This window comes from Geodermatophilus sp. DSM 45219, from assembly GCF_900104025.1.
Classification (GTDB): Bacteria; Actinomycetota; Actinomycetes; order Mycobacteriales; family Geodermatophilaceae; genus Geodermatophilus.
The window spans coordinates 85,571-100,257 of sequence record NZ_FNIQ01000009.1 but is presented as its reverse complement, the minus strand read 5'-3'; the positions used below and the strand labels follow the sequence as shown (position 1 = coordinate 100,257).

Below are 14,687 nucleotides of genomic sequence, written 5' to 3'. Positions count from 1 at the left end.
GAGCGCCTTACTGGCCGGAGCTGCCCGGGCTGGAGTGCCAGAGCTTGCGCGGCGCCGACGTCGTCCCCCGGCGGGTGGCGTCGCGCCGGGCCACGGTCATCGCGTCCTCACCGGCGGGCTTGATGTCGGCGTAGGGCGACATCCGGAACCCGGTGGGGTGCACCAGCACCGGCTTGACCACCACCGGCCGCGACCCGCGCGAGGCCGCCGCCCCGGCGATCGACTCCTCCGTGTACTCCCCCTCCGCGGCCATCTGCTCGGCCACGGCGTCCAGCCCGCCGGCCTCCCACGCCTCGTACAGCGCCGGCAGCTCCCACGCCCCGGTGGCGCGGATCGACATCCCGCGCGGGCCGGTGCGCCGCAGCACCCCGCGGATCACCAGCAACCACGAGTGGAAGACCGTCGCGGCGTAGGGACCCTGCGCGTCCTCGAAGAAGGTGGAGTCGGTGCAGCCGGTGCCGTCGTCGAGGGTCACGAAGACCACCCGCCGGCCGGAGCGGATCGGCGGCGTCTGGGTGGCCACCTTGACCCCGGCGACCAGCACCTCCGCGCCGCTGCGGCTGCCGAGCAGCTCACCGGCGGGTACCGCGCCGATGGCGGCCAGGAACGGCCGGTAGAAGTCGACGACGTGCCGGCTGGCGTCCAGGCCGAGCACCTCCAGCTCGGCGCGCACCAGCTCGGCGTCGGTGAACTCCGGCAGCCCGCTGCCCTCGGCCCAGTCCAGCCCGGGGTCCTGTGCCTCCTCCTCACCGGGCAGCTCCAGCCCCATGAGGTCGAGGCTGAGCTGCCCGGTGGTGGCGGCCCGGGCGCCGCTGCGGCTCCACCGGTCGAGCTCGCCGATCTGCAGCAGCAGGTCGCGGCGGGTGACCTGCCGGCGGCCGCGGGTGGGCCGGCCGGCCTCGCGGTCGCGGACGCCGAAGCCGTAGAGGGAGTCGAAGCCGCCGGCCAGCACCAGCCGCTCCACCACCGGCCGGGACACCGACGCCCGGTGCCAGAAGTCGGTGAGCGAGCGGTAGGGCTGCCCGGCCACGACCCGCTCGACCTCGTCGGCGGAGATGCCCTTGACGTCGGTCAGGGACAGCCGGATGCCGTAGCGGGACGGGTCGGCCATCGCCACCGGCATCCACTCCGGCCGCACCCACCCATGGGTCTCGACCTCAGGCTCACCCTCGGGGTCGACGCCGGACCCGAGCCGCTCGACCCGGTAGGCGCCGGTCGAGGCGTTGACGTCCAGGCCCAGCACCCGCACGCCGAAGTTCCGGGCGTCGTCGAGGATCAACCGCTTCGGGTACATGCCCGGGTCGTGGGTGAGCACCCCGGCGAGGAACGCCGCCGGGTGGTGGGTCTTGAGCCAGGCCGACTGGTAGGTGGGCAGCGCGAACGCCGCGGCGTGGGCCTTGCAGAAGCCGAAGGAGCCGAAGGCGACCAGCACCTCCCACACCTGCTCGACCACCTCGACCGGGTAGCGCTGCACCGCCTCCGGCATGAACCACGCCCGCACCTCGGCATGCAGCTCCCGGCTGCCCAGCGCGCGGCGCGCCTCGTCGGCCTGGGCCAGGTCGCAGCCGGTCATCTGCGCCACGATCTGCAGCACCTGCTCGTGGAAGACGACCACCCCGGCGGTCTCGGCCAGGTACGGCGCGAGGTCGGGGTGCGGGTAGACCGGGTCGCGCCAGCCGTTCCGGGCCAGCAGGAACGGGGTGACCATGTCGCTCTTCACCGGTCCGGGCCGGAACAGCGAGATGTCGATGACGACGTCCTCGAACGTCCGCGGCCCGAACTTGCCGACCAGCTCCCGCTGCCCCGGCGACTCGATCTGGAACATGCCGAGCGTGCGGGTGCTGCGGATCAGCTCGAACGTCGTCGGGTCGTCGCGCGGGACGGCGTCGATGTCGACGGTCTCGCCGTCGACCCGGGCCACCTCGTCGAGGGCGTGCGCGATCGCCGACTGCATCCGGATGCCCAGCAGGTCGAGCTTGAGCAGCCCGAGCTCCTCGACGTCGTCCTTGTCGAACTGGCTCATCGGGTAACCCAGGTAGCTGTTCTCCACCGGGGTGCGGTCGAGCAGCGTGGCGTCGGAGAGCAGCACCCCGCACGGGTGCAGGGCGATGTGCCGTGGCAGCCCGTCGAGCCGGGCGACGAGGTCGAACAGCAGGTCCAGGTCGCCGGTGCCGCCACCGCGCCGCGAGCCCAGCCGGCTGGCGCGCAGCTCCGGGAGGTCCTTGAGCGCGGCGTGCACCTGGTTGGCCCGGATGTGCGGGAAGGCCTTGGCGACCGCGTCGACCTCGGCCGGCGGCAGCCCGAGCGCGGCACCGACGTCGCGGATGGCGTGCCGCACCCGGTAGGTGTCCATCATCGAGATGCAGCTGACCCGGTGGGCGCCGAAGCGGTCGATGACCGCGTCGTAGACCTCCATCCGCCGCGCGGACTCCACGTCGATGTCGACGTCGGGCAGCTGGTGGCGCAGCGGGGAGAGGAAGCGCTCCATCAGCAGGCCGTAGCGGATCGGGTCGACGTCGGAGATGCCCAGCAGGTAGGTGACCAGGCTGCCCGCGCCCGATCCCCGCGCCGCGGCCCGGACCCTCAGGCTCTTGATGAGGTCCACCACGTCGGCGACGGTGAGGAAGTAGGACGGGTAGCCGAGCGCGTCGATGACCGCCAGCTCGTCGTCCAGCCGGCGCACCACCTCCTGCGTGCGGGCCATCCCCCGCCGGCCCAGCCCCGCCTCGCAGCGGACGCGCAGCACCGCCGAGGGACCCATCCCCTGCTCGGCCGGGGTGGTCACCACGTCCAGCTCCGGGTAGCGCACGGTGCCGATGCCCAGGTCGGCCCGGACGTCGACGGCGCACTGCTCGGCCAGGCGGGCGGTGCGCTCGAGCAGCCGCACCGCCGCGTCACGGTCGGGGCCGGCGAGGTCCTCGGCGACCTCGGCCATCTCCTTGCCCGACTTCAGGTACCCCTCGGCGGTGCGCCGGTCGACGTGCCGGGCGTCCAGCGGGACCAGCCGGCGCGCCGCGTCCAGGACGTCGGCGGTCGGCGCGTCCAGCGCGTCGACGTAGCGGACGGCGTTGGTCAGCACCACCGGCACGCCCTCGGCCTCGGCGAAGCGCAGCAGCGCCTGCGCCCGCGAGCGGTCGCCGCGGCCGCGGTGGTGCACGACCTCCAGCACCAGCGAGCCGGGGCCGAACACCGCGCGCCAGGCCGACAGCCGGGCGGAGGCCACGTCGGCCCGGCCGGCGGCCAGCGCCCGGCCGACCGGGGAGTCGGGGCCGAGCAGGGCGACCAGCCCGGGGGCGTGCTCGGCGGCCAGCGCCAGCGAGCTCACCGGCTCCCCGCGCGTGCCGCGCAGGTGGGTGGCGCTGGTCAGCCGGCACAGCGACCGCCAGCCGGCGCCGTCCCGGGCGAGGAAGGTGACCCGCGGCAGCCGCGGGTCGACACCGGCCCCGCCACGGGCCGGTGAGCGGCGCCCGGTCCGGCCCGGCTCGTCGTCCGGCGCGCCGGGCCGGCGGGACCGTGCCCGCTGCGCCGAGTGCGCGCCGCCGACCACCGGGGCGAGGGCCGGCGGGACGGTCGAGTCCACCGAGGGCGTCACCGCCAGGTCCACCCCGAACAGCGGGCGCACGTCGGCCGCCCGGCAGGCCAGCGCGAACTTCACCGCGCCGTACAGCCCGTCGCGGTCGGTGAGCGCCAGGGACCGCATGCCGTGCTCGGCCGCCCGCTCGACCAGGTCGACCGGGTGGTTGGCCCCGTACTGCATGGAGTAGCCCGAGGCGACGTGCAGGTGGACGAAGGGGTCGGCCCTCACCTCCCGTTCCGGTGCTCGGACCCGCCGACCACCCGGGGACGCCCGTGCCGGGGCGACTCCGGCGGCGGCGTGCTGCCCAGCGCGTGCTCCACGACGTCGAGGAAGGCGCGGACGTCGCGGACCAGGTCGTCGGCCTCGCGGTCGGTGACCGCGTGGGACAGCCCCGCCTCGGCGGCGGCCCGCTTGGCCGCCCCGGCGGCGAAGAAGGTGGCCCACTCCCCCAGCTCGGGTGAGATCTGGCCGAGGAGCACCCAGGCGCTGCGCGGGCGGCGGCGGCCGGACTCCGGCCGGGTGCGGGCGGCCAGCACCGCGGCGGCCGCGCGCAGCGCGCCCAGGTGGGCGGTGGCGTAGCGCTGCCGGGCGTCGGTGCTCGCCGCCGCCTCGGCCAGCGCCCGGGAGGCCTGGTCGAGCAGCTGGCGGGCGGCCGGCGGCAGCGCCGGGGGCAGGGGCAGCTGGTCGGCCATGACGCGGACGGCTCCCATCAGTCGTGCACCCGCACGAGCGACCAGCGGTTGTCCGCGGACTCCCAGCTGAGGTCGAAGACGCCGGCGAAGCTCATCCGCGACCGGCCGGCCCGGACCGCCTCGACCCGCCACACCTGGCGGGTGGCAACCAGCTCGGCGGAGGCGCCACCGGCTCCCACGGCACCGCGCTGCCACCACGGGGCGGTCTCCACCCACGAGTCGAGCAGCTCGCCCACGACGTAGCGGGACTGCCCGCGCCAGAACTGCGCCGGCCCGAGCGGCCCGCGCTCGACCTGCACCTCCTCGCCGACCCGCTCGCCGACCCCGCCCAGCACCCGGCTCATGACAGACTCCCCACCGCTCTGCGCCGCCCCACCAGCCCCGACCCGCCGCACCGGGTGGGGAAGGACCCGGGTGCGGCGGGAGGCCGACGTCGTTCGAACGGGTGTTCGAACGACGTCGAGTAGACCTCACTCCACTGACGACGTCAAGCGAGAGCGCACCAACCTCGTCTGGACCCGAGGACTCCTGCACCGCCCCGTCATCATGTGGGAGGGAGCCGACAGGAGTGGTCCCCTCACGGTGGACCGCCCCTGTCGACCCAACTCGCCCCCGGCCGACTCAGTAGGTCAACTTCCACTGATAGCTGAGGTTGTAGTTCCCCGATGCGCGTGGGCGCACGTACTCCGAGGTGTAGACGTCGCTCGCGCTCCCCCCAGGGAAGGTTTGGGAGCGACTCGGCAGCAAGAGCGAGACCGGCGTGTCCGCCGTCTCCAGGACATCATCGCGGAGGGAGTCGATCACCACTCCCACCACGGCACCGATGGCGGCGCCGACAGCGCCGCCAACTGCCGTCCCGATCAGCGGGGCGATCTCCGTGCCGACCAGGGACCCGATCGCGAAGCCCGTCAGAGCCACCGCTGCGATCGAAACTGCCTGAAGCACCACCGGGGAGAGGATTTGCCAGATCTCCTCCATCAATTGTGCGAACTCCTCACCACTGTCCTGCTCGGCCACGGCGATCACCGCGAAGAAGGCCCGGGGCCAGTCACCGGAGGCGGTGAGGTCCCACGTGCAGAAGGTCTTGTCCGGGTCGTACTCCTTCTTCCCGCCGTCGACGGGGAACGTCCCGACCGTGAACTGGGGAACCTTCCTGTAGTGAGCACTGCTCGGGCTCCCGGCCGGCGGCGGGGACTGCAGCGTCGAGTCGAAACCCAGACCGCCGCACAGGATCACGTCCTTCCCGTCCCAGTCAGTGGCCTCCCATCCGACGCGCTGTACGCAGTGCACTCGCTTCACCCGGAGGACGAGCTGCTTGGCCTCGCGGGGCGGTGACTGCGGCTCCGGCTCGTCATCCGGTACGGCCGCCAAGCGTGGGAAACCCATGTTCTTGAGGACCAGGTCCGACCACTGCGTCCTCGGGCTGCGCCTGAAGACCTCGAGGGCGCTCCGGCTCATGATGGGCGAGTTCGCCGCCCGCTTGCCCAGCACCTGTTCGATCACCGGCCGGCTGTCCCGGAAGTCCACGCCGGTCAGGCTCCCCGACAACCTCCCGCTCTGACGTGCGAAGGCCCGACGCAATTGGCGGGCTCTGGTGTTCGAGTCCGAGAACATCGCCATGAAGGTGTGCTCCAGCGACTGGGGATCCTGAGGCATCTGCACGTTGGGAACGCCGCGTCCGGCAACGCTGGCACGCGTGGCCGAAGCAAGGACCGCGTGCACCACGGCCTGCGTCACGTTGGCGAAGTCGGGATCCCGGGGGCGACCGGCTACTGCGATGGCGGGCATGAGCTGAGCTCCTCCTCCTGGGTGGGTCGGAGCACGACCGTCACATCGAGACCAGCGGCCGTCGTCAGGGCGGAGACCCTGACGTTCGGGCTTCCCGACCCCGACGAAACGTCCTGGTCCGTCAGTGGCCATCGGACGTCGAGGGGCCGCGCTCCTCAGGCGACCGCACAGCGAGCGAAGACGTCCTTGAGCTCGGGTCGCGAGGTGATGCCCAACTTCCGGTAGGTGCGGGTGAGGTGGGTCTCCACCGTCTTGATCGTCACGAACAGTCGCTGTGCGATCTCCCGTGTCGTCAGGTCCTGGGCGGCACACCGGGCGACACGCATCTCGGCCGGGGTCAGCGCGTCCAGGCCGGACAGCGCTGGACGGCGAGGTCGGGCGCCGGTGACCACGAGTTCCTCCGACGCGCGCCGCGCCTCGCGGACGGCCCCGCAGCGGTTGGCCAGGTCGAGCGCCTCCCGGAGCGGACGGCGAGCGTCCTCCCGATGCCCCGCGCGGCGCAGAGCCGCCCCGAGCTCCAGCAGCGTCCGGGCGTGCTCCAGGCGCGCCTGACTCGCCTCCAGGACCGCCACCGCTTCCCACAGCACGTCGACGCGGTCGGCCAGGGGTCCGGTCAGGGCCTGGGCACGGAGAGCCATCCCGAGAGCCCGAGGGGCTCTGAAACGTCGCGTCAGTTCGACCTCCTCCGTGACGAGGTCCCAGGCCACGTCCTCGTGGCCCAGCGCCCAGTGGGCGAGGGCGGCGGTACTGCGCCACGGCAGCAGACTCGGGAAGGGATAGCCGGTCGTCCTGGCCTGCTGGCCGGCGGCCCACGCCTGTTCCAGTGCGCTCCGCGGGTCACCACTGAGGAGCTGCAGCCGCGCGTCCACGAAGCGCAGGTACACGTTGGTGACCTGGTCGTCCTGGCACTGCGCCCATGCACGGGTCACAGTGGCCCGCGCACCCGAGACGTCGTCACGCTCGAGTTGGACCTCGGCGAGGACGCTGGCGGCCACGGCCTGGTTGAACCCGTGCCCGGTCTCGCCCTCCCACTGGTCGACCACCGAGGCGTCCAGCTCCGCACCACCGATGTCGCCGCTACGCAGCAGCGCCCACGACCGCCAAGCCGAGGCGAACCCGTACCCGTGCTGCGACCCGCGTTGCTGGGCCTCCTCCACAGCGGCGCTCAGAGCAGCACAGCCCTCGGCCAGCTCGTCGCACCCCGCCACGGCGTTGCAGGCGAAGTAGTAGGCCATCGACTCGCACCCCTGCTCCGCGAGCAGCCGCCCACCGGCGAGGGCGCTGCGGGCCAACGCCAGGCTCCCGGCTCGGTCGTCCCCCATGGCGAGCCAGCCCACCGCGCGCAGGGCCATCAGCAGGCGGCCCTGGGACGGGTCGACCGGCGCAGCCCTGGCGACCACGGCCTCGAACCGCTCCACGGAACCCGTGGCCCGGCACAGTGAGCCCATCGCCGCGGCCATCCGCTCGCACTCCAACACCAAGGCGAACTCGGGGCGAGCCCCCTCGAGACCGATGACTGCGCAGTCGAGCACGTCGGTCGCCCGGCCGGGCCGACCGGCGGCCAGCAGCAGCCGGGCGAGCTCGAGGGCGGCGGTCGCACGGCGCTCCGGGGCCCGTGCCCTGGCGAAGACGGCCTCCAGGTGGTCCTCGGCGTCGGGATGGTGCACCCGCGCCTCCGCCCGTCCCAACTCGAGGAGCACGTCGTAACGCTGGTGCGGGGGTTCCCTGAGGGCCCGGCGCAGGTAGCTGACGGCGCTGTCCGGGGCGCCCTGGTCGAGCGCACGACGAGCCGCCGCCCGCAGCTGGTCGACCGCCCACCTGCTCCCCGCCGGGTCGGTCCGCACCAGGTGCGCTGCGACCTGCTCGACCGGCGCGTCCTCTCGAGCCAGGAGCCGCGCCGCGGCTGCGTGGGCCAGCGCGCGCTCACCCGCCGGACGGCGCCCGTGGAGGGCCTGACGGACGATCGCGTGCACGTAGGCGAGTGGCCGGCCGGGAGCGAGGACGCCGACATCCGCCAGCGTGTCGGCCGCGAGCTCCCCCTGCCGCACCCCGATGCCGGCCAGCCTGGCGGCCAGCCGCAGTTCCACGCCATCGCCGAGGACGGCGACCGCGTCGGCCAGGGCGGACGCGCCCGGTCCCGCCGCTGCCATGCGCGCCGAGACCGCCTGCGCGAGCCGCTCGGGACCGCAGGCGCGGACGATGGGGACGTCCAGCGCGCCCGACGGCAGCGCGGCCAGCAACTCGCGCAGCAGGAACGGATTCCCCCCCGTCTGCGTGGCGCACGCGGCGACCACCGACGGCGTCGCCCGGTCCTCCAGCGCGGCGCGCACCAGCACCCCGACAGAGGCCGCGTCGAGTCCGCCCAGGACGAGGCGGCAGGTGCCTCCGGGGTCCTCCGCGGCGGCGCCCGGCCAGCGAGCAGGGGTACGCGCCGGACGCCGCGCCAGGACGACGACCAGGGGCAACCCGTCGAGCCGTCGCGTGAGGTGGTCCAACCACCGGCCCGACGAGGCGTCCGCCCACTGCACGTCGTCGACCGTGAGGAGCAGCGGGCCCGCTCGGCAGAGACCGGCCGTCAGCCAGTACAGCCCGTGCAAGAGCCCATGCGTGTCCGGGCCGGGCACTTCCGGCGTCCGGCTGACGTCCACGAGTGGCCCGGCCAGCTGGGCCGCCCCGGCCAGGAGGTCCTCGCGCGCGGCGGGTGGGAGCTCTGCCAGAGGCCGTTCGAACAACTGCCGCACGATGCCGAAGGACAGGTCTTCCTCGAGTATCGCGCCGCGGGCGCGGAACACCTGGAACCCGAGCTCGCGCGCCCGAGCGGCAGCCGCTTCCACCAATCGGCTCTTGCCCGCCCCCGCCTCGCCTTCGAGGACGACGAGCCGGCCTGCCGAGGCGGCGCCGTCCGTCAGAGCGCCCTCGAGGACGCCCAGCTCGGCGTCGCGCCCCACGAGACCCTGGCGTACGTCGTCACCACCGGCCCGGGCCATGTGGTGATCGGTCCCCGTCCGGCCACCCAGTGTCACGGCAGCATCGTGTGAACGGCGTTGCGGCACCGGCCAGTCGCAGAACCCGGTGATCTGCGCCCATGACGACAGGCATCTGGTCCGTCACGGTCGGTGGAGAGCCAGCAACGACGGGGACCGGACCGGTGTCGGGGCGGGGCGGCTGCCTCACGCCCGGGCCGGCAGCGGACCGCCCAGCCCGATGGCAGGATCGGGCCATGAGCCGACCCGAGCACCCCCGGGTGGCCGCCGTCTCCCACCTCCTGACCGACGCCGGCGCCAGCGGGCAGGTGCTCGAGCTCACCGGCAGCGCCCGCACCGCCGCCGAGGCCGCGACGGAGCTCGGCGTCCCGGTCGGGGCCATCGCCAACAGCCTGGTGTTCGACGTCGAGGACGCGCCGCTGCTGGTCCTCACCAGCGGCGCCCACCGGGTCGACGTCCACCGGGTGGCCGCGCTGCTCGGCGTCCGGGAGGTCCGGCCGGCGTCCGCCGACTTCGTGCGGCGGCACACCGGCCAGCCGATCGGCGGCGTCTCGCCGATCGGGCACCCGGAGCCGATCGGCACGCTCGTCGACGTCGAGCTGGCCCGCCACGACCGGGTGTGGGCCGCCGCCGGGCACCCGCACGCGGTCTTCCCCACCAGCTACGAGGAGCTGCTCCGGCTGACCGGCGGGACCCCGGCCGAGGTCGGCGCCGGCCCCGTGGCACTGACCGAGGCGGCCCGGCCGTGACCGGGACGACGCCCGCCGCGCGGATCGCCGAGCTGCCGACCGGGTGGCTGCGCGACCACATGCACGAGGCCCTGGCCATCTACGGCGAGGCGATGGGCTACAGCCCCTCGGTGGTCGCCGGCCGGTACGGCTACGCCGTCCAGCACACCGAGCGCCCCGGCTTCCGGGCGGTCGGCGCCTTCGTGCAGACCCGGGACGGCGAGGTGCTCGTCGGGTTCGGCTACGGCTACCTGATCGCTCCCGGCCAGTGGTGGCACGACCAGGTGCGGGCCGCCCTCGACCGGCGGACGGCGAAGCGCTGGCTGCCCGACGCCTTCGAGGTCTGCGAGCTGCACGTGCACCCCGACCACCAGAGCCGCGGGCTGGGCCGCCAGCTGCTGCACGCCCTGGTGGCCGGCCTGCCCTACCCGGCGGCGCTGCTGTCGACCCCGGACAACGACACCAAGGCATTCCGGCTGTACCACGCCGACGGCTTCGTCGACCTGGCCCGCAACCACCGCTTCCCCGGCGACTCCCGCCCGTTCGCCATCCTCGGCGCCCGCCTGCCGCTGCCCTCCCCCGCGCCCCGGTCCGACCGCGCGTGACGGCGGGGCACACCTCGGTCGACGCGATCGTCGTCGGCGCCGGGCACAACGGGCTGGTCGCCGCCTGCTACCTGGCCCGCGCGGGGCTGCGGGTGGAGGTCGTCGAGCGCGACGAGGTGCTCGGCGGCGCGGTCTCCACCGTCGAGCGCTGGCCCGGCGTGCGGGTCGACCGGGGCTCGAGCGCGCACGTCATCGTCCGGCAGAGCGGCATCGTCGAGGAGCTGGACCTCGCCGCCCACGGCCTGCGCTACGTCGACTGCGACCCGTGGGGCTTCGCGCCGGCGCCCTCCCCCGGCGACCCGGGGCCCGACGGCCGGCCGCTGGTCTTCTCCGTCGACCTGGACGCCACCTGCGCCTCGATCGCCGCCGCCTGCGGCGAGCAGGACGCCGCCGCCTACCGCGAGTTCGTGGCGGTGTGGGCCCCGCGCAGCCGCGCCGTCGTCGGCTCGTTCGCGCGGCGGCCGACGGTGGGCGGGCTGGCCCGCTCCTTCTGGCCGATCGGCGCACCGGCCGAGGGCCGGCCGCGGACCCCCGGCGGCGACATCGCCGTCGACTTCCTGGGCTCCGGCGACGCGCTGCTGGACCGCTGGTTCACCAGCGAGCGGCTCAAGGCCGCGCTGGCCTGGTTCGGCGCGCAGTCCGGCCCCCCGATGTCCGAGCCCGGCACCGCGGCGATGGTCGCCTGGGCGACGCTGCTGCACGACGTCCCGCCCGGCCACCCGGTGGGCGGCTCGGGCGGGCTCACCCAGGCGTTGCGCGCCCGGCTGGAGGCCGACGGCGGGCACGTCACCCTGGGGGACGGCGCCGCGCGGCTGCTGGCCGAGGACGGCCGGGTGACCGGCGTGCAGACCGAGTCGGGACGGCGGGTCTCGGCCCCGGTCGTGGTCGCCGCGTGCCACGTGCTGGCCACCCGCGACCTGGCCGGGGAGCACGCCCCGCCGGCGCTGGCCGACGCCGCCCCGCCGGTGGGCAACGGCTTCGGCCTGGTCGTCCGGGCGCTGACCGACGCCCCGCCGTCCTACCCGGGGGCCGACCCCGCGGCCGCGCTGGGCGGGCTGCAGCTGCTGTGCACCGACCGCGCGCAGCTGGCCGCCGCCCACGGCGACTGGCTGGCCGGCCGGCTGCCCCGCGAGCCGGTGCCGCTGGCGATGTGCTTCTCCGCCACCGACGACACCCTCGCCCCGCCCGGCCGGCACGTGGTCACCGTGTGGGGCCAGTGGTACCCCTACGCGCTCGCCGACGGCGCCGACTGGGACGCCCTCGCGCAGGCCGAGGCCGACCGGCTGATCGCCGCGGTCGACCGCTTCGCGCCCGGCTTCTCCGCCTCGGTGCGGCGGACGTACGTGCAGACCCCGCTGCTGCTCGAACGGGAACTGTCGCTGCTGCGTGGCAACGTCATGCACGTGGAGATGGGGCTGGCCAGCATGTTCGGCTTCCGGCCGACGCCGGCGCTGTCGGGCTACCGGGTGCCCGGCCTGGCCGGCCTCTACCTGGCCGGTGCGTCCACCCACCCCGGCGGCGGGGTCTCGGGCAACTCCGGGCGGACGGCGGCCCGCACCGTCCTCGCCGACCGCGGCGTCACCGCGCGCGTCCGCGAGGCGCTCGTGCGGGGGCTGGCCCGGGTGCGCCGGTGAGCGGACCCGTCGCGGTCCGTGCGGACAGCCGGCCGGCCGCGCTCCCCTGGGTACCCGCGGTGCTGCTGGTGCTCACCGCGATCGCCTACCCGCTGACCGAGGACGGCGCCGCCGTCCGCGACGTCATCAGCTGGACGATCGTGCTGCTCGGCTCGACGGTGTCGGTGGCGCACGCGGCCGTGAGCCGGGGCGCGCGCACCGGCGCCGGTGTCCTGCTGGTCACCGCGGCGACCGCGGTGGTGTTCGAGTCGGTCGGCCTGGCCACCGGCTTCCCCTACGGCGAGTACACCTACAGCGACGACCTCGGCCCCACGCTGCTCGGCGTCCCGTTCCTGGTGCCGCTGGCCTGGCTGATGATGGCCTGGCCGAGCTGGCTGCTGGCCCGCCGGCTCACCGGCGGGGTGCGGCCCGGCCGGCAGCGGGTCGCCCGGGTGGCCGTGGCGGCCGCGGTGTTCGCCGCCTGGGACGTGGTGCTGGACCCGCAGCTGGTGCAGGCCGGCTACTGGACCTGGGCGCACCCGCAACCGTCGCTGCCGGGCATCGACACGGTCCCGCTGACCAACCTGGCCGGCTGGCTGCTGGCCGGGCTCGTCCTCATGACCCTCCTCGACGTGCTGGTCGAGCGCACCGCCGTGGAGCCGCCGCGCACCGGCGACGGCGCACCGCTGCTGGTGCTGGCGTGGATGACCCTCGGCGGTGCGCTGGCGCACGCCGGCTGGCTGGGGCTGCCCGGATCGGCGGCGTGGGGGGTGCTGCTGGCCGTCCCGGTGCTGGTGGCGCTGGCGGTGCAGGCCCGCCGGAGGTGAGCGCGCTGGCGAGCTCTGGAAGCAGCAGCGGCCGACGGGTACCGCGGGGAGGACCCGTGAGCGGCCGGCTGCTGCGGGTGCTGTCCGGCGCGGCGGTCGCCGGGGCCCTGCACGCGGCGGTCAACGTGGCGCTGCTGCGCCGTCCCCCCGCGCGGCCGCCGGAGGTGCGCCGGCCGGTCACCGTCGTGCTGCCGGTCCGCGACGAGGAGGCGCAGGTCGCCGGCTGCCTGGCCGCGGTGCTGGCCCAGCAGGGCGTGCCGGGCCTGCGTGTGGTCGTGGTGGACGACGGCTCCACCGACGGCACTGCCGCGGTCGTGCGCGCGGTCCCCGACCCGCGGGTGCGGCTGGTCGCCGCCGACGAGCCGCCGCCGGGCTGGCTGGGCAAGCCGCACGCCTGCGCGACCGGGGCGGACGCGGGCGACCCCGGCGACGACGGCGTGCTGGTGTTCCTCGACGCCGACGTCCGGCTGTTCCCCGACGCGGTGGCCGGTGCGGTCGCCGTCCTCGACGCGCACGGCCTGGACCTGGTCTCCCCCTGGCCGCGGCCGGTCACCGCCACCGCGGCCGAGCGCCTCGTGCAGCCGCTCGGGCCCTGGCTGTGGGTCACCACGCTGCCGGTGCGGCTGGCCGAGCGGTCGGCGCGGCCGTCGCTGACCGCCGCGAACGGGCAGTTCCTCCTCGTCCGCCGCTCGGCGTACGCGCGGGCCGGCGGGCACCGCGCGGTGCGCGGCGAGGTCATCGAGGACGTCGCGCTGGCGCGGGCGGTGAAGCGGGCCGGTGGGCGGGCGGTGCCGGTCGACGGGTCCCGGCTGGCCGCCTGCCGGATGTACGACGGCTGGCAGGCGCTGCGGGCCGGCTACGCCAAGTCGCTGTGGGCCTCGGTCGGCGGGTCGCCGGGGGCGAGCGTCGCGGTGGCGGCCGGGCTGACCGCCGTCTGGGTGCTGCCCGCCGTGGCCGCACTGCGCGGCTCGCGGGCGGGGCTGCTGGGCTACGCCGCCGGGGTGGCCGGGCGGGCGGTGTCGGCCGCGGCGACCGGCAGCCGCGTCTGGCCCGACTCGCTGGCGCACCCGGTGTCGATGCTGCTGTTCGACGTCCTGCTGGCCGGGTCGGTGGCCGGGCGGCGGCGGGGCACGCTGGCCTGGCGCGGTCGCCCGGTCGGCGGCGTCCCGGCGGCCCGGGAGACGATGGCCGGGTGACCAGCCCGAACGCGCGCGTGCACTTCGACCCCACGGCCATGGACGCCGGCGCCTTCTACCGGGTGCTCAACTCGGTCGTGGTGCCCCGCCCGATCGCCTGGGTGGCCAGCCGCTCCGCCGAGGGCGTGGTGAACCTGGCGCCGCACTCCTTCTACACGGTGGCGTGCGTGTCCCCGCCGGTCGTGCAGTTCACCTCGGTCGGCCGCAAGGACACCCTGGACAACGTCGAGGCGACCGGTGAGTTCACCGTGAGCCTCACCCCGGAGTGGCTGTTCGAGCAGGTCAACGCCACGGGCACCGACTTCCCGCACGGCGTCAGCGAGGCCGAGGAGGTCGGCATCGCGCTGGAGCCGAGCGAGCGGGTCGGCGTCCCCCGGGTCGCGGAGTCGCCGGTCGCGGTGGAGTGCACCCTGCACTCGACGGTCCGGCTGGGCGACAGCACGGTGGTGTTCGGCCGGGTGCAGCTGATCAGCGTGTGGGAGAGCGCGGTCGAGGACGGCCGGCCGCGCATCGAGCGCCTCCAGCCGCTGGCCCGGCTCGGCGGCAACGAGTGGACGGCGCTCGGCGAGGTCCGCGAGATCAGGCGGATCCCCTACCGCCGCTGGTCCGACGACCCCACCATCGGCGAGCGTCTGCGCGACGCCTGACCGGCCGGGTGACGACCGCGGGGGAAGTCG

Annotated in this window: 11 protein-coding genes; 6 read left to right on the top strand and 5 right to left on the bottom strand. The window is 75.3% G+C overall.

Annotated elements, in window-relative coordinates; genetic code table 11:
• Positions 1-7: 7 nt before the first annotated feature.
• The 5 genes from BLR12_RS22995 to BLR12_RS22975 all read right to left on the bottom strand — a co-directional run bounded on the left by BLR12_RS22995 (position 8) and on the right by BLR12_RS22975 (position 9,080).
• Positions 8-3,805: a DNA polymerase III subunit alpha gene (locus tag BLR12_RS22995; protein WP_091382859.1), complete on the bottom strand. Its 3,798-nt coding sequence runs from the start codon at positions 3,803-3,805 to the stop codon at positions 8-10.
• The gene (locus tag BLR12_RS22990; RefSeq protein WP_091382857.1) at positions 3,802-4,287 is read right to left on the bottom strand and encodes an SAV_6107 family HEPN domain-containing protein; all 486 of its coding nucleotides are present in this window, start codon (positions 4,285-4,287) and stop codon (positions 3,802-3,804) included. The genes BLR12_RS22995 and BLR12_RS22990 overlap by 4 nt, the downstream gene beginning before the upstream one ends.
• Positions 4,287-4,613 (bottom strand): DUF6504 family protein, encoded by a 327-nt coding sequence (locus BLR12_RS22985; protein ID WP_091382855.1) that lies wholly within the window; start codon positions 4,611-4,613, stop codon positions 4,287-4,289. The genes BLR12_RS22990 and BLR12_RS22985 overlap by 1 nt, the downstream gene beginning before the upstream one ends.
• Before the next feature lie 277 nt (positions 4,614-4,890).
• Positions 4,891-6,057 carry a hypothetical protein gene (locus tag BLR12_RS22980; RefSeq protein WP_091382853.1) on the bottom strand — a complete coding sequence of 389 codons (1,167 nt, stop codon included), beginning with the start codon at positions 6,055-6,057 and terminating at the stop codon, positions 4,891-4,893.
• A gap of 155 nt (positions 6,058-6,212) precedes the next feature.
• Positions 6,213-9,080, bottom strand: coding sequence for a helix-turn-helix transcriptional regulator (locus BLR12_RS22975; protein ID WP_143018837.1), 2,868 nt, complete (start codon positions 9,078-9,080; stop codon positions 6,213-6,215).
• A gap of 197 nt (positions 9,081-9,277) precedes the next feature.
• Between BLR12_RS22975 and BLR12_RS22970 the strand changes: the two genes are divergently transcribed.
• Genes BLR12_RS22970 through BLR12_RS22945 form a run of 6 tightly spaced genes read left to right on the top strand, consistent with a single transcriptional unit; the run spans position 9,278 to position 14,657 of the window.
• The gene (locus BLR12_RS22970; RefSeq protein ID WP_091382848.1) at positions 9,278-9,790 is read left to right on the top strand and encodes a YbaK/EbsC family protein; all 513 of its coding nucleotides are present in this window, start codon (positions 9,278-9,280) and stop codon (positions 9,788-9,790) included.
• Positions 9,787-10,374 carry a GNAT family N-acetyltransferase gene (locus tag BLR12_RS22965; RefSeq protein ID WP_091382846.1) on the top strand — a complete coding sequence of 196 codons (588 nt, stop codon included), beginning with the start codon at positions 9,787-9,789 and terminating at the stop codon, positions 10,372-10,374. Before BLR12_RS22970 ends, BLR12_RS22965 begins: the two co-directional genes overlap by 4 nt.
• Positions 10,371-12,008 carry a phytoene desaturase family protein gene (locus tag BLR12_RS22960; RefSeq protein WP_091382844.1) on the top strand — a complete coding sequence of 546 codons (1,638 nt, stop codon included), beginning with the start codon at positions 10,371-10,373 and terminating at the stop codon, positions 12,006-12,008. The genes BLR12_RS22965 and BLR12_RS22960 overlap by 4 nt, the downstream gene beginning before the upstream one ends.
• Positions 12,005-12,814: a carotenoid biosynthesis protein gene (locus BLR12_RS22955; RefSeq protein ID WP_091382842.1), complete on the top strand. Its 810-nt coding sequence runs from the start codon at positions 12,005-12,007 to the stop codon at positions 12,812-12,814. Before BLR12_RS22960 ends, BLR12_RS22955 begins: the two co-directional genes overlap by 4 nt.
• Before the next feature lie 56 nt (positions 12,815-12,870).
• Positions 12,871-14,010 carry a glycosyltransferase family 2 protein gene (locus BLR12_RS22950; protein ID WP_091382840.1) on the top strand — a complete coding sequence of 380 codons (1,140 nt, stop codon included), beginning with the start codon at positions 12,871-12,873 and terminating at the stop codon, positions 14,008-14,010.
• Complete coding sequence (locus tag BLR12_RS22945; RefSeq protein ID WP_218120794.1) at positions 14,007-14,657, top strand: flavin reductase family protein; 651 nt, start codon at positions 14,007-14,009, stop codon at positions 14,655-14,657. Before BLR12_RS22950 ends, BLR12_RS22945 begins: the two co-directional genes overlap by 4 nt.
• Positions 14,658-14,687: the final 30 nt, after the last annotated feature.